The organism is Ruegeria sp. CDSB029 (assembly GCF_059611125.1).
The window spans coordinates 227,754-249,882 of the sequence record NZ_JBXWOX010000002.1; the positions used below are offsets into that span (position 1 = coordinate 227,754).

Genomic DNA, 22,129 nt, shown 5'->3' on the forward strand with positions numbered 1-22,129 from the left:
CAAGAGGGATCAGACTCAGCTCAGGGCCAGAAAGAGTTCCGGCAGGACGTAGCTTCGCAGTGAAATGATGATGATCAACACGACCAGTGGCGTCAGATCGATGCCGCCAAGATCGGGCAGCACTTTGCGAATAGGGCGATAAATCGGCTCCAGAATCCGATTCAACCCGTACCAAATCTGGGCAACGAATTGCTGGTGAAGGTTCAGAACCTGAAAGTTGATCAGCCAGCTCATTATGACCTGAATCAAGACGAACCAATAGGCGATGCTCAATACCAAGTCGATCGGGCCGAAAATTGCCATCATATTCGTATTCTCCAAGTCACGTTTCGCGAGAGGTAGTAGCTAGCGCGGCAAAGAGCAAGTGTGCGCTAACAGAACCCTTGCGAAATAGGCCAAAGACCCGTCTTATGAAAACAACGATAAACAGGGGCAGTCATGGCAGAAATTTCCAAGCGCAAGCGCATTTGGGGTTGGTGGTTTTTCGACTGGGCCAGTCAACCGTATCATACATTGCTGGTTACCTTTGTCTTTGGTCCCTACTTCGCCGGAGTTGCGGCAGAGTATTATCTGACGTCAGGTCTGGATGCTGATGCGGCCGATGCGCGGGCGCAGACGGTGTGGGCGAATTGCATGACCATCATTGGGTTGATCATCGCCTTTGGCGCACCGTTGATGGGGGCCATGGCGGATGTTTCGGGTCGCCGAATGCCATGGATTTTCGCGTTTTCGGTGATGTATGCGGTGGGGTCCGCCGCGCTTTGGTACACGATGCCCGACGGGTCGAATATGTGGCTGATGTTGTCGGCCTTTGGTCTGGGCTTTGTTGGCGCGGAATACGCTCTGATCTTCATCAATTCGCAGCTGCCCGATTTGGGGGACGAAAATGAGGTTGGTGAGATTTCGGGGTCAGGATTTGCCTTTGGCTATTTTGGTGGGCTGATCTCACTTGCGATCATGCTGGCGCTGTTCGTCGAGCAGGCCAACGGCAAGACCCTGATCGGGATGGATCCGCTGTTTGGGCTGGATGCCTCAATGCAGCAGGGCACACGTTTCGTGGGGCCATTCACGGCGGTTTGGTTCGTTCTGTTCATGATCCCCTACTTCTTTTGGGTCCGGGATGATGCGCCGACCGACAAAAAAGGCAATGTGGGCGACGCCCTGCGCCTGTTGGTCAAGTCGATTTCCAATCTGCGCCACCGGGTCAGCCTGGCCACCTACCTTGGATCATCTATGTTCTATCGTGACGCGTTGAACGGGCTTTACACCTTTGGCGGTGTTTATGCGCGACTGGTGCTGGAATGGGACCTGATCAAGATCGGAGTCTTTGGTATCGTCAGCGTTCTGGCTGCGGCTGCGTTTTCGTGGGTCGGCGGTAAACTGGACAAGAAATACGGCCCTAAGCCAGTGATTTTGGTGGCTATCTGGGTGCTGATCTTTGTTTGCATCACCATCGTGTCGATGGACCGCACACAGATCTTTGGCATGTCTTTACCCGAAGGGTCCGGCCTGCCTGATCTGGTGTTCTTTGGCTGCGGGGTTCTGATCGGCGGTATGGGCGGTATTCTTCAATCCGCCAGCCGTTCGATGATGGTGCGTCACACCGACCCCAAAGCCCCGGTCGAAAGCTTTGGGCTTTATGGATTGTCGGGGCGTGCCACAGCCTTTGCCGCCCCCCTGCTGATCGGAATAGCCACAACTGTAACCGGCAGTGCAAGACTGGGGGTGTCACCCATCGTTCTGTTGTTTATTCTGGGGCTAATACTGATGCGCTGGGTGAAACCGGAAGGGGATCAGAGCAGATGATTTTATTACGTTTTTTGACAATACTGGCCGCGATTGTTCTGACGAACACTGCTACGGCGCAGCCTCTGGCAAAGCAGTTGTTCGGGGCGCAGAAAGCAAGTTCGCAGCAAAAATCGGCAGCCTTCGGCAGTTATTCGCGTGGATGCGCTGCAGGGTCGGTGCAATTGCCCGAAACGGGACCGACATGGCAGGCGATGCGGCTGTCACGCAATCGCAATTGGGGACATCCTGAGGCGATTGATTATGTGCAGGACCTCAGCAAGTTCGCGGCAAAGCAGCCCGGGTGGAACGGGCTATATGTCGGCGATATCAGCCAGCCGCGCGGTGGGCCGATGACATCCGGGCACCGCAGCCATCAACTGGGTCTGGACATCGATATCTGGATGCTGCCCGGCGACAACATGCGCTTAAGCCGCAAGGCGCGTGAGAATATCTCGTCGATTTCATTGCGCCGATCGAATGGCGCGTTCGTCAACGGTAACTGGACAAAACAACACCATGCTGTGCTGCGTGCGGCGGCCAAGGACAAACGTGTTGCGCGAATTTTCGTCTTTCCCGGCGCCAAGGTTGAGATGTGTAAAAACGAGAAGGGCAATCGTGCCTATTTGCGCAAGATCAGGCCCTGGTGGGGACATCATTATCATTTCCATGTCCGTCTGAAATGCCCACGCGGCTCTAAAGGTTGCGTTAATCAGGATCCTCCGCCAAAAGGGGATGGCTGTGCCGAGGCGCAGCAATGGGTGAAAAACATTCTTAATCCACCCCCACCCGACCCAAATGCCCCAGCGCCCAAGAAACGGCGTGAATATCGATTGGCCGATCTTCCTCAGCAATGCACACAAGTTCTGCAATCCAACTGATCGCCGCGGTATTGCTGGCCGGGGCGGCTTGGGCAGTTGATCTCAAGACACCCAACCACCTTGGCAGTTTCACTTGGCGTCACACGGCCGAGTGGTTTGGTGGGTTTTCTGCCGTCCACCTCTCTGATGATGGCCGCCATTTGATTGGAATGACCGATCGTTCGACACTGATTACCGCACGGGTCGAGCGTAACGATGACGAAATTTCCGACATTCAGATCACTGAAAATTGGCCTCTTATTTCCAGCAGAGGGCGCCATCTGACAGGTCGGGCCGGGGATTCCGAAGGCATAGCCATTGCCCCCGATGGCGCTCTGTTCGTCTCGTTCGAAGGCATCCACCGCGTGGTATATTACCCCGCGCCAGGGACCAAAGCGCAGGTTCTGCCGCGACCCAAGGCGTTTGACGGCTTTGAGGTCAACGGCTCGCTTGAGGCGTTGGCCATTGATCAACGCGGTCACCTTTTCACAATGCCCGAGGAAAATCGAACAGCGACGGGTGATATCCCTGTCTATCGGTGGGACGGTCAGGCGTGGTCGACGCCTTTCGTTCTGCCGCAACGGGGGGACTTTCTGCCAGTTGCAGCAGATTTCGGACCGGATGGCAGACTTTACGTTTTGGAACGGGATGTCGGTTGGATCGGGTTCCGTTCGCGCCTGCGGCGATGGGAGTTGGACGGTGACACCCCAAGCGCCGAAGAGGTTCTGTTCCAAACTGGGACCGGTGCGCATGACAACCTCGAGGGTTTGTCTGTCTGGCGCGACGACGAGGGCCGCTTGCGGGCCACTATGGTGTCGGATGACAATTTTCTGGCGCTGCAGCGTACTGAACTGGTCGAGTATGCCCTGCCTGATTGACTCGCCCAAAGCAAAGGTCTAGAAGCGCGGCTTGCCTTGGGACGGTCCCTTGGCCAAGTCGCCGCTACCTTGTCAAAACGGGCATCTGAAAATGCAACGCGCTTATATTCCCGGCATCATTGCCATGGCTACCATTGTTGTGGCCTCGAACATTCTGGTCCAGTTTCTTCTGCTGGACGGCCTCCTGACCTGGGGTGCCTTTACCTTCCCCGTGGCCTTTCTGGTCACGGACATCATGAACCGTGTCTACGGCGTGCAGGCTGCCCGCAAGGTGGTATTCGCCGGTTTCGTCACCGGTATCATCTGCTCGCTGATCGGCACCCAGATCATTTTGCAGGGTGACGGGTTCACCTATGCCGCCGTACCGTTGCGGGTCGCGGTTGCGTCGGGCACCGGTTTCCTGATCGCTCAGCTGACCGATGTTGCGGTGTTCAACAGACTGCGCGGCGGTCGCTGGTGGCGTGCGCCGCTGGCCTCGACGCTGGTTGGGTCAGCGCTGGATACGGCGCTGTTCTTCACCATCGCCTTCTCGGCCTCTGTCACAATCTTTGGTGCCGACGCCGACGCGGCAATCAGCTGGGCATGGGAACCCGTTCCCTTCATGCTGACCGGCCCGATGGCACCCCTATGGGTATCGCTGGCCTTTGCGGATTGGCTGGTAAAACTGTTGCTGGCCCTGATCGCGCTGATCCCGTTCAAAGTGATTGTGGCGCGACTGACGGCCCAGCCCGCGTAAAAAAGTGCTTTGCGTTTCGCGCAACTCGTGGCACGATTCCGGGTAACGGAAACAGATTGAAAGGAGGTGATCCAATGTCGAGAAAGGGATTGGAGAGAGGTGTTGGAACAACCGGGGGGATCGCCTGTTAAGGCAGCCCTTGGCGGAGCGCTCGCTTCGGCTGGTCGATTGATCTAACCGACCCAACCTCCTGAGCTTTCGAAGGGCCGTCCCATGCGGGGCGGCCCTTTTTGTTTTTGGATCAGGCTTGTAAGGTCAGCCTCATGTTGCGCATCACCGACGATATCACCCTGCAAGACTGGGAAATGACCGAGAGCTTTGTTCGCTCATCCGGTCCCGGCGGGCAGAACGTGAACAAGGTGTCCACCGCCGTCGAATTGCGGTTCGAGGCGGCGCGCTCACCTTCTTTGCCTGATCCCGTCAAATCGCGGCTCAAGCGACTGGCGGGGCGACGCTGGACCAAAGAGGGCGCGATCATCATTCAATGCGACGAAACCCGCAGCCAGGCGCGCAACCGGGAAATCGCGCGCAACCGGCTGGCCGAGCTGATCACCCGCGCTATGGTTAAACCCAAGCGCCGTATCGCCACCAAACCCACCTACGGCTCGGTCAAGCGACGTCTGGCTTCCAAAAAGGCACGCTCAGACGTCAAAGCCCTGCGCGGTAAGATACCCGAAGATTGATCTGGTATCTTTGCGGCGCATCGCTACTCTGATTTTGCGCAGCTGCAAAAGGACAAGATCATGAGGTTAGAGGGAAAAACCGCAATCGTGACCGGTAGCGCATCAGGCTTTGGTGCCGGGATCGCGCGCAAGTTCCTGTCCGAAGGTGCCCGCGTCATGATCGCGGATATCAACGGTGATGCGGCCGAAGTTCAGGCCAATCAATTGGGCCCGAACGCCTTTGCACATCAGGTCGATCTGGCCAACGGCGCATCGGTTGAGGCGATGGCAGACGCAGCCTTTGATCGACTGGGGCATCTCGATATCTTAGTCAACAACGCCGGCGTCACCCACCTTCCCACCCCGCTGGAGGATGTGAGCGAAGAGGATTTCGACCGCGTTTTCAACGTGAACATGAAATCTGTCTATCTGACGGCCCGTGCATTGGTTCCACATATGAAATCGCGTGGTACCGGTGCAATCCTGAACGTGGCCTCGACGGCTGGCCTGTCGCCGCGTCCGAATCTCAACTGGTACAACGCCTCCAAGGGTTGGATGATCACCGCAACCAAGACCATGGCGATCGAACTGGCCCCATCGGGTGTCCGGGTAAACGCCATCTGCCCGGTTGCAGGGGAAACGCCCTTGCTCAAGTCTTTCATGGGCGAGGATACGCCCGAGGTTCGCGCCAAGTTCCTATCGACCATCCCATTGGGTCGTTTCTCGACACCCGAGGATATGGCCAACGCCGCCTGTTTCTTATGTTCCGACGAGGCCAGCATGATCACCGGCACAGCTTTGGAGGTCGACGGTGGCCGCTGCATCTGATCCGCTCTTCATCTGGCAAGAAATATCCCCGCCGGAGGCAGCGCGCCTGCGCGCTCTTCTGCTCCAGCATCTAAAAATGCAATGACCTCCGGACCCAGAAACCTGATCACTGATGTTCCCGGCCTTTTGGTTGGAAACGCTCAGGATGACGCGCTCAAATCCGGCGCAACCGTTCTGACGGCACCCAATCCCTTTACGGCCTCCGTTCACGTGATGGGCGGTGCGCCGGGCACGCGGGAAACCGACCTGCTTGCGCCTGACAAAACCGTGTCGCGCGTAGATGCCATCGTTCTGTCCGGTGGTTCGGCCTTTGGTCTGGACGCCTGTTCCGGGGTAGCTGACGCGCTAAGGGCGCAACACCGCGGGTTTGAGGTTGGCAATGTCGTGGTCCCTATCGTTCCGGGGGCGATCCTGTTTGACCTGCTTAACGGTGGCGACAAAGCCTGGGCCGAGAACCCCTATCGCGCGCTGGGGCGTCACGCATTCGAGAGAGCGTCCGATCAGTTCGATCTGGGTACTGCTGGCGCAGGGACTGGTGCCTTGGCTGCCATGCAAAAGGGTGGGCTCGGATCCGCCTCGTTTGTGATGGAAAACGGGGTCACGGTTGGCGCATTGGTTGCTGCCAATCCGCTCGGCAGTGTCACCACGCCGGGTGACCGTCATTTCTGGGCCGCTCCGTTTGAAATCGGCGACGAATTCGGAGAATTAGGGCCTGATTCCAACACGGGTCTTGGTCGTGTCTTGACCAGTCGCAAGGCCAAAGCAATGCGACCCGCCCAGCCGGACAAGGCCAACACCACCATCGCAATTGTTGCCACTGACGCGGCGCTGTCCAAGCCGCAATGCCATAGGTTGGCGGTGGCTGCCCATGACGGGATCGCGCGGGCGATTGTTCCCGCGCACACACCAGGCGATGGCGATCTGGTGTTCGGCGTCAGCACAGGCAGTCACGACCTTCCAGAGGCTGAACTGGGGCTTCTTGGTCATGTGGCTTCGATCTGTCTGTCGCGGGCCATCGCGCGGGCCGTATTTCTTGCCTCGCCAGCGGCGGGGGATCTTTTACCCTGTTGGTCTGGCTTACATGACTTAAGTTAAGGACGGCCTATATGCCGCAGTGGCACAGTGCCCTCGCGCGGCAATCTGCGCGTTGACTCTTTTTTGCGCCGACGGTCCATTCGGTGCAGCCAATTCGTATCGGAGCAAAAGCTATGAATCGCATTCTCGCGACCGCAATCGTCGGCCTTCTGGCCCTTCCCGCATATGCCGAAGGTGACGCCGAAGCCGGAAAGAAGACTTTTAACAAGTGCAAATCCTGTCACCAGATTGCCGATCCTGAGGGTGAAGTCATCGTAAAGGGAGGTAAAACCGGTCCGAACCTGTATGGGATTGCAGGCCGGACCGCAGGCACCGTTGAAGAGTTCAAATATGGTGACAGCATCGTTGCCGCTGGTGAAAACGGTTTGGTCTGGGACGAAACGACATTCGTTGAATACGCAAAGGACCCTAAGGCGTTTCTGAAAGACTATCTGGGTGAAACTTCGGCCAAATCCAAGATGACCTTCAAGCTGAAGAAGGGTGCCGAGGATGTTTACGCCTATATCGTAAGTGTTTCTGGCGAATAAAACCGCAGACCAAACACCGTTTGAGGTTACAAAAGGCCGCAGCCCCTGCGGCCTTTCGTGCGCTTGATAACTGCGTTGAACAGCGCCAATTTGAAAGCGCGCGGTATTTCATGCATTGCACGCATAAATTCGCAGAGCCAAGCCGACCCGGTGGCAGCCAATTTCGAATTTCCGGCCCTTCGGGTGGATCGGCAGCAGGAGACGACAGATGGGAATCATGATCCCGGCCTGGGTTGATGGCGAGTTGACCCCAGTGGACAAGCTTGAGGCGCATGAAAAAGGCCTGCGGCACAAGGCGGTGTCTGTCTTTGTCGTGCGTGGGACCGAAATTTTGATGCAGCGTCGGGCTTTGGGCAAATATCATACCCCTGGCCTTTGGGCGAATACCTGCTGCACCCACCCCGACTGGGGTGAGACACCGTCTGTCTGCGCGGTGCGCCGGCTGCGCGAGGAATTGGGAATTACCGGGCTTTACCCGGAATACCGTCACCGGCTGGAGTATCACGCTGATGTCGGCAACAACATGATCGAGCACGAAGTGGTCGACATCTTTCTGGCCCATGTGCGCGGCCCGCTGAAGATTGAGCCCAACCCGGAAGAGGTCATGGAAATTCGCTGGATCGATTACCACGATCTTCTGGCCGAAGTGCAGCGCTATCCCGAGCGATTTACACCGTGGCTCAAGATCTATTTGCACAATCACGCCGACACGATTTTCGGACCTGATCTGATTATCTCGGCCACCTCCTGACGGCTACGCCTTGCAAGGGCCGCCCAAGCCGCATAGATCAACGCGTCATGGCTAAGCAAAAGACAGACCCGAATTACAAAGTCATCGCCGAAAACCGGCGCGCACGCTTCGATTACGCAATCGAGGACGATCTTGAGTGCGGCATCATGCTGGAAGGGTCCGAGGTCAAATCCCTGCGTGTAGGTGGGACGAACATCGCCGAAAGCTATGCCTCAGTCGATGATGGCGAGCTGTGGCTGGTCAACAGCTATATCGCCCCTTACGAGCAGGCTAAATCGTTCAAGCACGAGGAACGCCGCCGGCGCAAACTGCTGGTGTCACGTAAGGAATTGTCGAACCTGTGGAACGCGACCCAGCGCAAAGGCATGACACTGGTACCGCTGGTTCTGTATTTTAACCACAAGGGCAAGGCCAAGATCAAAATCGGTATCGCCAAGGGTAAGAAAAACCACGACAAGCGCGAAACCCAGGCCAAGCGTGACTGGTCACGTCAAAAGCAACGGTTGATGAAGGATCACAGCTGATCCTTCATACCTCTCAGAACGCCATCGCAGCTGATACCGCACGTTTCCATCGGTCATAGGCGGCATCACGCTCTTTGGCGGAGAGTTCCGGTTCGAACCGGCGATCCAGCGCCCAGGTTTCCGCAAATCCCTGTTGATCCGGATAAACGCCTGCGCGCATACCGGCCAGCCAGGCCGCGCCCAATGCGGTGGTTTCCTGCATAACCGGTCTGTCGACTTCGGCGCCAAGGTAGTCCGACAATCCCTGCATCGCCCAGTTCGATGCACTGGCCCCACCGTCTACACGCAGGATGACGTCGGTATCTGCACCCCAGTCGCCCTGCATGGCGTGCCACAGATCGCGTGTCTGATATGCGATACTTTCCAGCGTGGCCTTGGCAAACTCGGCACGGCCTGAATTCCGGGTTAGACCGAACACAGCGCCACGGCAATCCGGTTTCCAGTAAGGCGCGCCGAGGCCGGTAAAGGCGGGCACCAGCACGACATGCTGGTTCGGGTCTGCCTTTTGGGCCAGCTCGCCACTTTCCGGGGCGGATTCGATGATCTGCAATGCATCGCGCAGCCATTGAACGGCAGCCCCGGCCACAAAGATTGACCCTTCCAGCGCATAGGTTCTTTTACCGTCCAATTGATAGGCGATGGTGGTCAACAGGCGGTTCTTTGACTCGACCGGCTTATCCCCTGTGTTCAGCAGAGCAAAACAACCGGTGCCATAGGTGGATTTCATCATGCCGGGTTGGAAGCAGGCCTGACCGATGGTGGCGGCCTGTTGGTCACCGGCAACACCAAGAATCGGGATATTTCCCCCAAACAGGGTCGTATTTCCAAAATCCGAGGCGCAATCATGCACCTCGGGCAGCATGTTCATCGGCACGTCCAGCAGATCACAGATTTCGGCGCTCCATTCGCCCGTGTGGATGTCGAACAGAAGCGTGCGCGCCGCGTTGGTGGCATCGGTGGCGTGGTTGCGCCCTTCTGTCAGGCGCCAGATCAAGAAACTGTCAATGGTGCCGAACATCAGCTCTCCGGCCTCGGCCCGGTCCCGCGCTCCCGGCACGGTGTCCAGCAACCATTTAACCTTGGTGCCCGAGAAATAGGGGTCCAGCAGCAGCCCGGTCTGGGCGGTCACGTCATCCTCGCACCCGGCTTGTTTGTAACGCGCGCATATCTCGGCAGTACGACGGTCCTGCCAGACGACCGCGTTGTGGATTGGTGCGCCAGTAGCGCGGTCCCAAACTACTGTTGTTTCGCGCTGGTTGGTGATGCCGATGCCCGCGATCTGATCAGAGGTTACCCCGACACTGTCCATAACTTCGCGGCAAACCCGCAGGACGCTGTCCCAGATTTCCTCTGCGTCGTGTTCGACCCAGCCTTCCTGCGGGAAGTGCTGGGTGAATTCGTGCTGCGCGGTGCCTGCGCGCTGCATTTCTGCGTCGAACAGAATTGCCCGCGATGATGTGGTGCCCTGATCAATGGCAAGAATGTAGGTCACGCCTCATGCCCCCTCTTTTGGTTTTGCGGGACTTTAGCGCAAACAATGACGAACGTGCCAGTACGTTCAGACAGGAATGTTGTCGATCAGTCTCACGCCATCTGCCCAGGCCGCAGCAAACAGGCGTGCAGGGCGGTTTGCGTGGGTGAGAGGTTCCAGCGTTTCGGCACATCGCAGTTGAATATATTCTACCTGCTTGAAGCCCGCGGCCAGTAGGTCGATCTCGGCCTGAGCAGCCAAAGGATCAAACGGCGCCCCGTCTTTCAGGGCGGCTGCCAATTCCCGCATGATCCGGTTTTTGTGGGCGGCAATATCCAGCCCCTCGGGCGTCAGTCGCAGATTGCGCGATGACATGGCCAGACCCGAGGGCTCGCGCACTGTGGGGCATCCGACAACTTCGGTCGGAATGTTCAGATCGCGCGCCATTCGGGTCACAATCATCAGCTGTTGATAATCTTTTTCTCCGAAATAGGCTCGATCTGCCTGCGTTTGCAGGAACAGTTTGGCCACAACTGTGGCAACCCCGTCGAAATGGCCGGGGCGGAACTCGCCCTCCATCACATCGGTCAGGCCCGCGACGGAAACGGTGGTGGCAAAGCCCTGCGGGTAAATCTCTTCGGGTTCCGGGACATAGATCGCATCAACGCCGTATGGGGCCAATTTCTGCGCATCCTCGTTCTCGGTGCGCGGGTATTTTGCCAGATCCTCGGGGTTGTTGAACTGTTTGGGATTCACAAAGATCGTGACGATCACGCGGTCGCAACCTGCCTTGGCGGCCTCAACCAGCGACAGATGCCCCTGATGCAGCGCGCCCATAGTCGGAACCACGCCGATCTCTTCACCCTTCCGCGTCCATTCCGAGGTCAAGGCACGCAGGTCGGCCAGACGGCGAAAGATTGGGGCGGTCATGTCTTGGGTCCTTTGGTCGGGGCCTGATCGGAAAAAACGTGTTCGTCCGCCGGGAATGTTCGGGCGCGCACCTCGGCTGCGTATTCGGCGATGGCGGCTTCGGCCAATGGGCCAAGCTCAGCATAGCGTTTGACGAATTTCGGTTTGAAGGCGGTGAAAAAGCCAACCATGTCGTCGACAACCAGAATCTGGCCGTCGCACCCGGCAGAGGCCCCGATGCCAATGGTCGGGATCGCGATTTCCGCTGTAATCTGATCGGCCAGCTTCTGCGGTACTTTTTCAAGAACGACCGAGAATGCGCCCGCCTCGGCCACAGCACGGGCGTCGGCAAGAACCGCCTCGGCCTGTTCGTCGCGACCTTGAACCTTGTATCCGCCAAGTGTGTTGATCGACTGCGGGGTCAGGCCAATATGCGCCATCACCGGAATCCCGCGCTTGACCAGAAAGCGGATGGTCTCGGCCATTTCGACGCCGCCTTCCAGCTTAACCGCGCCTGCGCTGGTTTCGGACATCAGCCGGGCGGCGTTCCGGAATGCCTCGGAAGGCGAATGCTCGTAACTGGCGAAGGGCATGTCGATGACCATCATCGCACTTTCCAGACCGCGCGACACGGCCTGACCATGCATCACCATCATCTCCATCGTCACGCCCAGCGTCGATTCCAGCCCGTGCAACACCATGCCGACGCTGTCGCCCACCAAAACGAAATCACAATGATCATCCATCAACCGCGCCATCGGCGTGGTGTAGGCTGTCAGACTGACCAGCGGCTCGCCGCCTTTGCGGGCGCGAATATCCTGCGCATTCGGGGCTTTTTTACGGGCGGTGGCGCTCATTGTCGCTCCTCCGGTTGTCATGTTGCAGCGCGGCATAACAGATGGGAGCGGGCTATAGAAACCCCGGTTGCGCGAACATTTCCTTGAATGACCTAAGGTTTAAAGGGAAGTTGGGTGCAGTACGGCCCAAAAAATCGCAGGTTTCCATTTTCAATGGGGAGTAATTTACATGACAAAGCAGACATTTCGGTCCTTTGCTTCGGTGCTGGCGGTTAGCGCCAGCCTGTTTGGTACACAGGTTTTCGCTAAATCCGACATTACCATAGCGTTGCAACTAGAGCCGCCGCATCTGGACCCGACCAGTGCCGCAGCACAGGCTATCGATTCGGTGGTTTACACCAATATCTTCGAAGGCCTGACCCGGTTTATGGGTGACGGATCGGTGGTTCCTGGTCTGGCTGAAAGTTGGGAAATCTCGGAAGATGCCAAGGTCTATACCTTCAAACTGCACGATGGGGTTACCTTCCACGACGGCACCACGATGGATGCCGAGGACGTCAAGTTCAGCCTGGACCGCGCCCGATCCGAGGATAGCGCAAATGCGCAAAAAGCCCTGTTTGCCGGCATCGAAAATATCGAGGTGATCGACCCGCTGACCGTCAAGGTGACCCTGTCTGAGCCGAACGGGAATTTCCTGTTCAACCTGGCCTGGGGTGATGCGGTTATTGTCGCGCCCGAAAGCATCGAGGGCATCAAGACCAACCCCGTCGGAACCGGCGCTTTTACCTTTGGTGAATGGGTGCAGGGCGACAGTATCACCCTGAATCGCAACCCAGACTATTGGGGCGATCAGCCTGCGTTAGAGACTGCTACGTTCAAGTTCATTTCGGACCCGACAGCGGCTTTTGCGGCCATGATGGCCGAGGATATCGACGTGTTCGACAATTTCCCTGCGCCAGAAAACCTGCCGCAATTTGAGGCTGATCCGCGCTTTCAGGTGCTTGTCGGTTCGACTGAAGGGGAAACCATCCTGTCCACCAATAACAAGATGCCACCCTTCGATGATATCCAAGTGCGTCAGGCATTGGCCCACGCGATTGACCGTCAGGCGATCATCGACGGAGCAATGTTTGGCTACGGTACGCCCATCGGCACCCATTTCGCGCCGCACAATCCGGCTTATGTCGATCTGACCGGGAACTCGGCCTACGACCCGAAGAAGGCCGCCAAGATGTTGGCCGATGCAGGGTATGCGGAAGGGTTTGAAACGACGCTGCACCTGCCGCCCCCATCCTATGCCCGACGCGGGGGCGAAATCGTCGCCGCTCAGTTGGCCGAGGTCGGGATCACCGCCAATATCGTCAACGTTGAATGGGCTCAGTGGTTGGAATCGGTGTTTAAAGGCAAGGACTTTGGTCTAACCATCGTCAGTCATACCGAGCCTATGGATATCGGGATCTATGCGCGTCCTGACTATTACTTCCAATATGACAGTACCGATTTCCAGGCACTGATGGACACGCTGAATTCGACGACAGACCCCGAAGAACGCACCCGTCTGCTGGGTGAGGCACAGCGCCTGATCGCAGACGACTACGTCAACGGGTACCTGTTTCAACTGGCCAAGCTGGGCGTGGCCAAAGCCGGAGTTCAGGGCCTGTGGGAAAACGCGCCCACGGCCGCAATTGATCTGACGCAGATCAGCTGGTCCGAGTGACTCAAGGCAGGGGCCGCTGGTTCACGGCCCTTGCATTTAATGTTGTCGAGTGAGCCAAGGATGATTTTGTTTCGTGTCCTGTTTCTGGTTTTTGTGACCGTTGCCCTGGCGGCAACGACTGTGGAACCGGTTGTGGCGCAGAACATTCTGGACAGTCGGTTGGATACACCTATCGGGACGCCAGAGAACCCGCTGGATGTTGGCATCGGTATTCGAATCGATCAGATCACCAGCGTTGACCAGAAGGCCGAAAACTACGGTGCCGTGGTTGTGCTGCGTGTTGAGTGGACCGACCCTGCGTTGGCTTTTGACCGGCAAGAGCTGGGGCGCGATTTCCGGGTTTTCAACCCCCCGGCGCTGGCCGATCATGCCGCTGAGATCGGGACGGTGGTACCAGCATTCGTCATTCACAACCAACAATCCAACAAGTGGATTCACGAAGCCGCCGCCTCTCTGCGATATGACGGGCGGGTGTTGTATGTCGAGAAATCCTCGCTGACATTACAGGCCCCACATTTCGATTTTCGGAAATACCCTTTCGACACACAGGAGTTTCATTTCGAGGTCGTTTCGATCTTTCCATCCCAATATGTGTCCTATCATCCGATGAACGAGTTCTCGGGCCTTGGTGACCTGCTGGGCGAAGAAGAGTGGATTCTGGACAATGCACGGCTTGAAACCTCTCAGGTCACGGGCCTTTCCGGTCAGGACAGCGATCAGGTTGCGCTGATCTTCGAAGGCCACCGGCATCTGACCTACTATGTCATTCGGGTGTTTCTGCCGATGCTGGTGCTGATCTCGGTTGGCTGGGCACTGTTCTTTCTTGATGAATACCGCAAAAGGATCGAAATTGCCGGAGGAAACTTGCTGGTATTCGTAGCTTTCAACTGGGCGATTTCTGCTGATTTGCCAAAGCTTGGATACCTGACATTTCTGGATTTCGTTCTGCAATGCATGTTCCTGATGACCGGGGCTTTGATTGTGTTCAATGTCGCCTTGCGCAGGCTCAAAGTCTCGGGTCGCGAATCCGGGGCGCGCAAGTTGGATAACTACGCCATCAAGTGGATTTACCCGCTGGGTTACGCCGCAATCGTTGGCTATGCAGTTTTTGCCTATCTTCTGGTTCCATAGGTGCTGGACCGGGAAGGCGCGCACCCCTAACGTGGCCTCGATGCTTCGCTATGCCCTCAAACGACTGATATCGCTGGTGATCAGCCTCGCCGTCGCCTCGGTGGTCATATTTGCCGTGATTGAGGTGGCGCCCGGCGATCCTGCGTCATTCATGCTGGGCGTCAATGCGCAAGAGGATACGCTTGCCGCTCTGCGGGCCGAATTGGGTTTGGACGTTTCCAAGCTGCAGCGGTATTTCAATTGGGTTGGCGGGATAATGGTGGGGGATTTCGGAACCTCTTACACCTATCGCACACCCGTTTCGCAGATGATCGCGGATCGGCTGTGGGTCTCGATGCCCTTGGCGCTGTATGCGCTAACTCTGTCCACCGCGATTGCGTTTCCGGTAGGCATCTATGCTGCCGCGCGCCGGGGAAGACCGGGCGATCTGACGGTAATGGGGGCAACACAGCTGGGCATTGCAGTGCCGAATTTCTGGTTCGCCATGATGCTGGTTCTGATATTCGCCATCAACCTGCGCTGGTTCAATGCCGGAGGGTTCGCAGGCTGGGATATGGGGTTCTGGACCGGAATGCATTCACTGACGCTGCCCGCAATCGCGCTGGCCCTGCCGCAGGCGGCCATTCTGGCGCGAGTCATGCGGTCGTCGTTGTTGGATATTCTGGGTGAGGACTTCTTGCGTACCGCGCGCGCCAAAGGGCTTTCGCGTCGTCAGGCGTTGTGGCGGCATGGGGTGCGCAATGCGCTGATCCCGGTTCTGACAATCATCGGGTTACAGTTTTCCTTCCTTCTGGCGGGTTCCATCATCATCGAACAGGTGTTCTACCTGCCGGGTCTTGGACGATTGGTGTTTCAGGCAATCTCGGCCCGCGATCTGATCGTTGTGGAATCCGTGGTGATGCTGCTGGTTTTTGCCGTCATCACCGTGAACTTTCTGGTCGATCTGGCCTATGCCGCCGTTGATCCAAGGTTAAGGAGCCGGACATGAGCCGGAGCCTGATCCTTGGGGCTTGTCTGTCCTCGCTGGTGCTGTTGGCGGCGGCGATTTCATTTGTCTGGACGCCCTATGACTACACTGCGCTGAACATCCCCGACAAACTGCAGCCTCCCAACGCGCAGCATTGGTTTGGCACGGATCATTTCGGACGTGACATGTTTTCGATGATCATGGTCGGTGCCCGTACCTCGATTGCCGTGGCTTTGGTGGCGGTGGGGATTGGCATGGCGCTGGGCGTGCCTTTGGGCCTGACAGCGGCTGCGCGCAAAGGGTCGTGGCTGGACGAGCTGATCATGCGCGGCAACGATCTGGTCTTTGCCTTCCCGTCTCTGGTCATCGCCATCCTGATCACTGCTGTGTTTGGTGCTGGCGCGATAAATGCGATCATCGCCATTGGCATTTTCAACATCCCGGTTTTTGCACGCATCACTCGCGGCGCGGCGCTTTCACTGTGGGAGAGGGAGTTCATCCTGGCCGCGCGCGTTTCGGGCAAAGGTGCGGCACGGATATCGGCCGAGCATATCCTGCCTAACGTCGCCAACCTTCTGATCGTTCAGGGCACCATCCAGTTTTCTCTGGGCATTCTGGCTGAGGCTGGCCTGTCCTATGTCGGTCTGGGCGCGCAACCGCCAACGCCAAGTTGGGGCCGGATGCTGGCTGATGCGCAGACAATGGTCAGTTTCGCCCCGCATTTGGCTCTGATTCCCGGTTTGGCGATCATTGTTACGGTGCTTGGGTTGAACCTATTGGGTGATGGGTTGCGCGATTGGCTGGACCCCCGGATCAGGGTGGCGCGCACATGAGTTTGCTTGAGATCGAAAACCTGTCGCTGTCCATTCACTGCACGGACATCCTGAAACAGGTCAATCTGTCCATTGCGCCCGGTCAGATCGTGGCCGTGACCGGGGAGAGCGGGTCGGGCAAATCGATGACCGCGCTCGCGGTGATGCAGCTTTTGCCGGACGGGGCCAAGACGACCGGGGTCATCCGGCTGAACGGCTCAGATCTGTTGGACTGCGACGAAAACGATATGTGTGCCCTGCGCGGTGCTGCGATCGGTATGGTGTTCCAAGAACCTATGACCGCACTGAACCCAGTCAAAACCATCGGCGATCAAGTGATGGAGACCATCCTGATCCACAAGGCCATGCCGCCCAGACAGGCGCGAGACCGGGCGGAGGAAGTTCTGACCCGTGTGGGCCTGCCGCCAAATCGTTTCCCATTGTCCCGCTTTCCGCACGAACTGTCCGGGGGCCAGCGTCAGCGCGTCGTGATTGCGATGGCGATTGCGCTGCGCCCTAAACTGTTGATCGCGGATGAACCGACTACAGCTTTGGACGTGACGACGCAGGCGCAAATCCTCGAGCTTCTGAAGGGATTGGTGACCGAATACGACATGGGGCTGTTGATGATCACTCATGACCTTGCCGTGGTGGCGGATATGGCCGATCAAATCGTCGTCATGCGCCATGGCGATGTGGTCGAATCCGGGGCCACTGACCACCTGCTACACCACATGCAGCACCCATATACCCGTATGCTGTTCGAGGCTTCGGGGCATCAAGTATCCCTGCCTGAGCCGGCACAATCCCGCCCTTTGCTTGAAGTGACAAACGTCATTCGCGACTATCGTCTGCCCCGCAAGGGGCTGTTTGATACACCGGGGCACCACAGGGCGGTGGACCATGTCAGCTTTACGCTCAATAGCGGGGAACGTCTGGGCCTGGTCGGCGAGTCTGGCTGTGGAAAATCGACCCTAACAAAGGCAATTCTTGGCCTAGAGGATGTTCAAGGTGGTGACATTCGTCTGGATGGCCAGCCTGTCTTTTCGGGTCACAAACCCAACCTCGCCGTGCGGCGCAAGATGCAGGTGGTCTTTCAGGACCCCTATGGTAGCTTCAATCCACGTCACCGCGTGGCCCGGCTGATCACTGAACCGTTCCATCTGCTCGATGCTCCTGTAATGGGGTCCGAGAGGCAGGACCGGATCGCTGAAATGTTGACAGCGGTGGGTCTCAGCCCGGATGACGCTGGTAAGTATATCCATGAATTCTCGGGCGGTCAGAGACAGCGCATCGCCATCGCCCGTGCCTTGATCATCCGGCCGGAACTGATCTTGTTTGACGAGGCTGTTTCGGCCCTTGATGTGTCGGTCCGGGCCCAGATCCTCGACCTGTTGGCCGAACTATGTGAGGCCTATGATCTGACTTATCTGTTCATCAGCCATGATCTGAGCGTCGTACGCACCATCACTGACCGCGTGATGGTGATGCAGGCTGGAAAGATCGTCGAAGAAGGCGATACCGAAAGTGTCTTCTCTGACCCACAACATCAATACACAAAAGACCTGATTAATGCCGCGCCAGTGTTGCCAGACATTGGTCGGGATGTGGCATAAAACCACATATTAGAGCCGAATATAGGAGTATCTCATGTCCAGCCCCCTTTGGTTTGATCCAAGCTTGTGTCTGATCGGCGGCAATTGGGTGCCGCCAACCTCCGAACAAACATTGCCTTTGATCAATCCTTCTGACGGCTCAGAGATCTGCCAGATCGCAAGGGGTGGCGCGCATGATGTTGATGCTGCGGTCAAGGCTGCTCAGACTGCGATTGACGGGGATTGGGGACGAAAGACCGCGCTGGAACGGGGCCGTATCCTTACGCGTATGGGAAGGATGGTTTTGGAGCGTGTTGAAGACCTGGCCACGCTAGAGGCCAAGGATGTCGGCAAGCCCCTGACGCAGGCACGGGCGGATGCGGTTGCGTTGGCACGGTATTGCGAATTCTATGGTGGGGCTGCGGACAAGGTCATGGGCGAGACCATCCCGTATCTGGATGGCTACACCGTCTATACTTTACGGGAACCGCACGGCGTGACGGGGCATATCGTGCCGTGGAACTATCCGATGCAGATCATCGGGCGGTCGGTTGGGGCTGCGCTGGCGATGGGCAATGCCTGCGTTCTGAAACCTGCGGAAGAAGCTTGCCTGACCGCGCTGGCCTTTGCGCATCTGGCGCAAGAGGCCGGTTTGCCCGCCGGTGCCCTGAACGTCGTACCCGGGTTGGGGGCCGAGGCGGGGGCGAGTTTGGCGGGCCATCCGGGCGTGCACCATGTCTCGTTCACTGGGTCAGTTGCCACTGGGGCGCTGGTGCAGCAGGCAGCGGGGCAAAACGTGGTTCCTGTGACGCTGGAGCTTGGGGGGAAATCACCTCAACTGGTGTTTGACGATGCTGACCTGGATGCTGCCCTGCCGTTTTTGGTCAATGCGGGGGTTCAGAATGCCGGACAAACCTGCTCTGCCTCGTCACGTATTTTGGTACAGCGCGGGGTTTATGATCAGGTCAAGCAACGCATGGCAGCGGCTTATGCATATTTGACCGTTGGTCCCGCGCAGGATGATCTGCGCGTTGGCCCGCTAATATCGGGCCGTCAAAAAGAGATCGTGTCGGGCTTTCTGGCCAGGGGCGCAGACCTGACTGTCGCAGGGCAAGGTCGGATTGTAGACGGTGCCCCGTCTGAGGGGGCCTATGTTGTGCCGACGCTGTTTGCGGACGTTCCGCCCGATCACGGTCTGGCCAAGGATGAGATTTTCGGCCCGGTTCAGGTGCTGATCCCATTCGACACTGAGGAAGACGCGGTAAAGATCGCCAACATCACCGAATACGGGTTGGTTGCGAGCATCTGGACCCGCGACGGGGCACGACAGATGCGGCTGGCAAAGCAACTTCGCTCCGGTCAGGTGTTCATCAACAACTACGGTGCGGGTGGTGGCGTAGAGCTGCCCTTTGGTGGTGTCGGAAAATCCGGACACGGCCGCGAGAAAGGGTTCGAGGCCCTTTATGGCTTTTCACAGTTGAAAACGGTCGCGGCGTGCCATGGTTAGAGCCTAAACGATCACCTCGATTGCCTCTTGCGCGCCTAAGCCGAACACTCGTTTGTAGCGTTCGATCTGATCCTTCGGTCCCATCGCCTTTTCCGGGTTGTCCGACAGTTTCACGGTCGGCTGGCTATTGGCGGACACAGCCTTGCAGACCAGTGAGAACGGCGCCAACGCGTCGTTTGGCACGAGTCCGCGGAAGTCGTTGGTCAGCAAAGTGCCCCACCCGAACGAGACTTTGGTTCTGTGGGCGAATTGAGTGTGCAGTTCCCGAATTTTGTCGACATCCAGACCATCCGAGAAAATCACACGCTTTTCCAGGGGGTCTTCTCCTCGAGACTGCCACCACTTGATAGCGGTTTCCGCGCCTGTTGCGGGATCACCGCTGTCGATGCGAATGCCGGTCCATCCGGCCAGCCAATCGGGCGCGCGATCCAGAAAGCCCTGCGTGCCATAGGTGTCCGGCAGAATGATGCGCAGATTGCCGTCATGTTCGTCGTGCCAGTCGCTCAGCACGTCATAAGGCGCTTGCGCCAGTTCGGCATCGTCTTTGGCAAGGGCACTGTAGACCATCGGCAGTTCGTGCGCGTTGGTGCCGATGGCCTCAACTTCGCGCCGCATCGCGATCAGACAGTTAGATGTACCAGTAAAGGACGGTCCCAGACCCTCGATCATGGCCTGCACGCACCAGTCCTGCCAAAGAAAGCTGTGTCGACGCCGGGTTCCGAAGTCAGCGATCCCAAGCCCGTCAATATCCCGCAGTTGTTCGATCTTCTTCCAAACGCGGGTCATGGCCTGGGCATATAGCACTTGCAGCTCAAACCGCCGCATGTTGTTCAGCACCGCGCGCGAGCGCAGTTCCATCAGAACCGCAAGCGCTGGGATTTCCCACAGCATGACCTCGTGCCATTTGCCCTCAAATGTCAGCTCGTACTGATCGCCCTTCCGTTCCAGGTGATAGGGCGGCAGGCGCATGTTTTCGAACCATTCCATGAAATCCGAACGGAACATCTGGCGTTTGCCATAGAATGTATTGCCCCGCAGCCACGTGCTTTCGCCCCGGCTGAGGCTAAGCGATCGAATATGATCCAATTGCTCGCGCAGTTCGCCTTCATCGATAAGTTTGGCCAATGGGATGTGATTCGACCGGTTGATCAGGGAAAAAGCCACATCCGTTTGGGGCTTATTTCGAAACACTGACTGGCACATCAGCAGTTTGTAGAAGTCCGTGTCGATCAAAGACCGTACAATCGGGTCAATCTTCCATTTATGATTGTACACGCGTGTTGCAATATCGACCATGGGGAACTCCTGCGATTTCCGTTGTTAGATCAATCAGTGCGTGGAATGGCAAGAGTCGCTGGAATGATGACAATGACAAGGTCAGGTCACATTGCGAGCATATTGTGTGTTCTTTTCACAGTTTAGTGAAAAGAAAGGGATGGTTGAACGAGGTTAATTTGGTGAATGGTTCTCGAGTACGATTTTGACATCGTTGTTAACGAACAAGCGGATGAGGAAACCGGTTCCGAGCAATTGGACCAGTGCGCCACACGCGCGCGATTCCGTCATGTGAAAACGGCTGACGCGCTCAGATCGGCGTCACCTAAGATTCGTTTGATTTTTCAGGAAGCCGGGTTCGATCTGGATTCGACTGACAGCGACATGATGCACGGGTATTACCCTCCACGGGATGTAGCCGAACGCGAGCGGATTTTGCGCGCGTTGTTCACGAATATTCGGGAACTTGGCATCAGTGGCGAATATTGCGGTGAGTTCGATTTTCATCGCTTTTTGGACAATGTCAAAACGGCCAAACCGCGCAACGATCAGCGCCCAAAAGTCGAGAATTGGACGCCGAACCCGCGCTACAAATCACCCGCAACGCCCGAGCGCCGCACATTGCCCGGACGAATTGGCGTTGCATTGGGACTGGCGGTGATCTTGTTCGCAGTGCTCAGGTATCTTGCCGAAAAAGGCGCTACGCCTTAGATCAGCGCAACACCGGCGTCACGCATCGCGGCCTTGGCGGCTGCCAATGATCCATCCATGTCGATCGCCCGACATGCGTCCATGCGCACGGTGACATCAAATCCCAAGCGGGCAGCGTCAACAGCTGAAAAATGAACACAGAAATCTGTGGCAAGCCCAACTAGGGTCAGTTTGGTGATCCCGCGTGATTTCAAGTAACCTTCTAAACCGGTCGGTGTCTTTTGGTCGTTCTCAAAAAATGCGGAATAGCTGTCGATACCGCGTCGAAAGCCCTTGCGAATGACAAGATCGGCATGGGTCTTCAGGTCCGGGTGGAATTCCGCACCTTCGGTGCCCTGCACACAGTGATCTGGCCACAAGACTTGAGGCCCGTAATGCATGTCGGTTGTTTCAAATGGGGACTTGCCGTCATGTCCGCTAGCAAAGGACGAATGCCCCTCAGGGTGCCAGTCCTGTGTCAGGATCACGGTGTCAAACTCAGCCATCATAGCGTTGATGTGGGCCACGATCTCGTCACCTCCAGGCACAGCCAGCGCACCACCGGGGCAAAAATCGTTCTGAACGTCAACTACAATCAGGGCATGGGTCATC

At 57.3% G+C, this 22,129-nt stretch carries 23 protein-coding genes; 17 read left to right on the top strand and 6 right to left on the bottom strand.

Annotated elements, in window-relative coordinates; all coding sequences use genetic code 11:
- Window positions 1-15 precede the first annotated feature (15 nt).
- Entirely contained in the window at window positions 16-306 is a 291-nt protein-coding gene (locus tag AC2FI8_RS03690) for a YggT family protein (RefSeq protein ID WP_108860000.1), read from the bottom strand.
- 132 nt (window positions 307-438) lie between these two features.
- Between AC2FI8_RS03690 and AC2FI8_RS03695 the strand changes: the two genes are divergently transcribed.
- The 10 genes from AC2FI8_RS03695 (at window position 439) to smpB (ending at window position 8,646) form a co-directional block, all read left to right on the top strand.
- Complete coding sequence (locus tag AC2FI8_RS03695) at window positions 439-1,806, top strand: MFS transporter (RefSeq protein WP_496765647.1); 1,368 nt, start codon at window positions 439-441, stop codon at window positions 1,804-1,806.
- Window positions 1,803-2,666, top strand: a complete 864-nt coding sequence (gene mepA / locus AC2FI8_RS03700; protein WP_496765645.1) for a penicillin-insensitive murein endopeptidase — start codon at window positions 1,803-1,805, stop codon at window positions 2,664-2,666. Before AC2FI8_RS03695 ends, mepA begins: the two co-directional genes overlap by 4 nt.
- Window positions 2,639-3,523, top strand: a complete 885-nt coding sequence (locus AC2FI8_RS03705) for an esterase-like activity of phytase family protein (protein ID WP_496765643.1) — start codon at window positions 2,639-2,641, stop codon at window positions 3,521-3,523. The genes mepA and AC2FI8_RS03705 overlap by 28 nt, the downstream gene beginning before the upstream one ends.
- Window positions 3,524-3,614: 91 nt before the next feature.
- Window positions 3,615-4,259, top strand: a complete 645-nt coding sequence (locus tag AC2FI8_RS03710) for a queuosine precursor transporter (RefSeq protein ID WP_496777211.1) — start codon at window positions 3,615-3,617, stop codon at window positions 4,257-4,259.
- Between the two features lie 263 nt (window positions 4,260-4,522).
- Window positions 4,523-4,942 carry an alternative ribosome rescue aminoacyl-tRNA hydrolase ArfB gene (gene arfB / locus AC2FI8_RS03715; protein ID WP_058272882.1) on the top strand — a complete coding sequence of 140 codons (420 nt, stop codon included), beginning with the start codon at window positions 4,523-4,525 and terminating at the stop codon, window positions 4,940-4,942.
- 60 nt (window positions 4,943-5,002) lie between these two features.
- Window positions 5,003-5,749: an SDR family oxidoreductase gene (locus AC2FI8_RS03720; RefSeq protein WP_496777213.1), complete on the top strand. Its 747-nt coding sequence runs from the start codon at window positions 5,003-5,005 to the stop codon at window positions 5,747-5,749.
- Window positions 5,750-5,830: 81 nt separating this feature from the next.
- A complete protein-coding gene (locus AC2FI8_RS03725) occupies window positions 5,831-6,844 on the top strand; it encodes a P1 family peptidase (protein ID WP_496777215.1) in 1,014 nt (337 codons plus the stop codon).
- Between the two features lie 113 nt (window positions 6,845-6,957).
- On the top strand, window positions 6,958-7,371 hold the full coding sequence (locus tag AC2FI8_RS03730; RefSeq protein ID WP_058272885.1) for a c-type cytochrome: 414 nt from the start codon (window positions 6,958-6,960) through the stop codon (window positions 7,369-7,371).
- Window positions 7,372-7,579: 208 nt separating this feature from the next.
- Window positions 7,580-8,122 (top strand): isopentenyl-diphosphate delta-isomerase, encoded by a 543-nt coding sequence (gene idi, locus AC2FI8_RS03735; RefSeq protein WP_496739495.1) that lies wholly within the window; start codon window positions 7,580-7,582, stop codon window positions 8,120-8,122.
- A 47-nt stretch (window positions 8,123-8,169) separates the two neighbouring features.
- Window positions 8,170-8,646 (top strand): SsrA-binding protein SmpB, encoded by a 477-nt coding sequence (gene smpB, locus AC2FI8_RS03740; protein WP_058272887.1) that lies wholly within the window; start codon window positions 8,170-8,172, stop codon window positions 8,644-8,646.
- A 13-nt stretch (window positions 8,647-8,659) separates the two neighbouring features.
- Here the strand turns inward: smpB and glpK are convergent, their stop codons facing one another.
- The 3 genes from glpK to panB form a co-directional block, all read right to left on the bottom strand.
- The gene (gene glpK, locus AC2FI8_RS03745) at window positions 8,660-10,138 is read right to left on the bottom strand and encodes a glycerol kinase GlpK (RefSeq protein WP_496777217.1); all 1,479 of its coding nucleotides are present in this window, start codon (window positions 10,136-10,138) and stop codon (window positions 8,660-8,662) included.
- 66 nt (window positions 10,139-10,204) lie between these two features.
- Window positions 10,205-11,047 carry a pantoate--beta-alanine ligase gene (gene panC / locus AC2FI8_RS03750; RefSeq protein ID WP_496765636.1) on the bottom strand — a complete coding sequence of 281 codons (843 nt, stop codon included), beginning with the start codon at window positions 11,045-11,047 and terminating at the stop codon, window positions 10,205-10,207.
- Complete coding sequence (gene panB / locus AC2FI8_RS03755; protein ID WP_496765633.1) at window positions 11,044-11,883, bottom strand: 3-methyl-2-oxobutanoate hydroxymethyltransferase; 840 nt, start codon at window positions 11,881-11,883, stop codon at window positions 11,044-11,046. Before panB ends, panC begins: the two co-directional genes overlap by 4 nt.
- Window positions 11,884-12,052: 169 nt before the next feature.
- Here panB and AC2FI8_RS03760 point away from each other — a divergent pair, with 169 nt between their 5' ends.
- Genes AC2FI8_RS03760 through AC2FI8_RS03785 form a run of 6 tightly spaced genes read left to right on the top strand, consistent with a single transcriptional unit; the run spans window position 12,053 to window position 19,552 of the window.
- Window positions 12,053-13,540, top strand: a complete 1,488-nt coding sequence (locus AC2FI8_RS03760; RefSeq protein ID WP_496777219.1) for an ABC transporter substrate-binding protein — start codon at window positions 12,053-12,055, stop codon at window positions 13,538-13,540.
- A gap of 60 nt (window positions 13,541-13,600) precedes the next feature.
- Window positions 13,601-14,671 carry a ligand-gated ion channel gene (locus AC2FI8_RS03765; RefSeq protein WP_496735071.1) on the top strand — a complete coding sequence of 357 codons (1,071 nt, stop codon included), beginning with the start codon at window positions 13,601-13,603 and terminating at the stop codon, window positions 14,669-14,671.
- A gap of 40 nt (window positions 14,672-14,711) precedes the next feature.
- Window positions 14,712-15,659 carry an ABC transporter permease gene (locus tag AC2FI8_RS03770; RefSeq protein ID WP_496777221.1) on the top strand — a complete coding sequence of 316 codons (948 nt, stop codon included), beginning with the start codon at window positions 14,712-14,714 and terminating at the stop codon, window positions 15,657-15,659.
- The gene (locus AC2FI8_RS03775; RefSeq protein ID WP_496777223.1) at window positions 15,656-16,471 is read left to right on the top strand and encodes an ABC transporter permease; all 816 of its coding nucleotides are present in this window, start codon (window positions 15,656-15,658) and stop codon (window positions 16,469-16,471) included. Before AC2FI8_RS03770 ends, AC2FI8_RS03775 begins: the two co-directional genes overlap by 4 nt.
- Window positions 16,468-18,066 (top strand): ABC transporter ATP-binding protein, encoded by a 1,599-nt coding sequence (locus tag AC2FI8_RS03780; RefSeq protein WP_496777225.1) that lies wholly within the window; start codon window positions 16,468-16,470, stop codon window positions 18,064-18,066. The genes AC2FI8_RS03775 and AC2FI8_RS03780 overlap by 4 nt, the downstream gene beginning before the upstream one ends.
- Window positions 18,067-18,100: 34 nt before the next feature.
- A complete protein-coding gene (locus tag AC2FI8_RS03785) occupies window positions 18,101-19,552 on the top strand; it encodes an aldehyde dehydrogenase family protein (RefSeq protein ID WP_496777227.1) in 1,452 nt (483 codons plus the stop codon).
- Window positions 19,553-19,555: 3 nt separating this feature from the next.
- On the opposite strand, the gene pncB is transcribed toward AC2FI8_RS03785, so the two are convergent.
- A complete protein-coding gene (pncB, locus tag AC2FI8_RS03790; RefSeq protein WP_496777229.1) occupies window positions 19,556-20,848 on the bottom strand; it encodes a nicotinate phosphoribosyltransferase in 1,293 nt (430 codons plus the stop codon).
- A gap of 165 nt (window positions 20,849-21,013) precedes the next feature.
- Between pncB and AC2FI8_RS03795 the strand changes: the two genes are divergently transcribed.
- Window positions 21,014-21,538, top strand: coding sequence for a hypothetical protein (locus AC2FI8_RS03795; RefSeq protein ID WP_496777230.1), 525 nt, complete (start codon window positions 21,014-21,016; stop codon window positions 21,536-21,538).
- Here AC2FI8_RS03795 and pncA read toward each other — a convergent pair.
- Window positions 21,535-22,128 carry a bifunctional nicotinamidase/pyrazinamidase gene (gene pncA, locus AC2FI8_RS03800; RefSeq protein ID WP_496726424.1) on the bottom strand — a complete coding sequence of 198 codons (594 nt, stop codon included), beginning with the start codon at window positions 22,126-22,128 and terminating at the stop codon, window positions 21,535-21,537. The two genes, AC2FI8_RS03795 and pncA, sit on opposite strands and share 4 nt — an antisense overlap.
- Between the last annotated feature and the right edge of the window lies 1 nt (window position 22,129).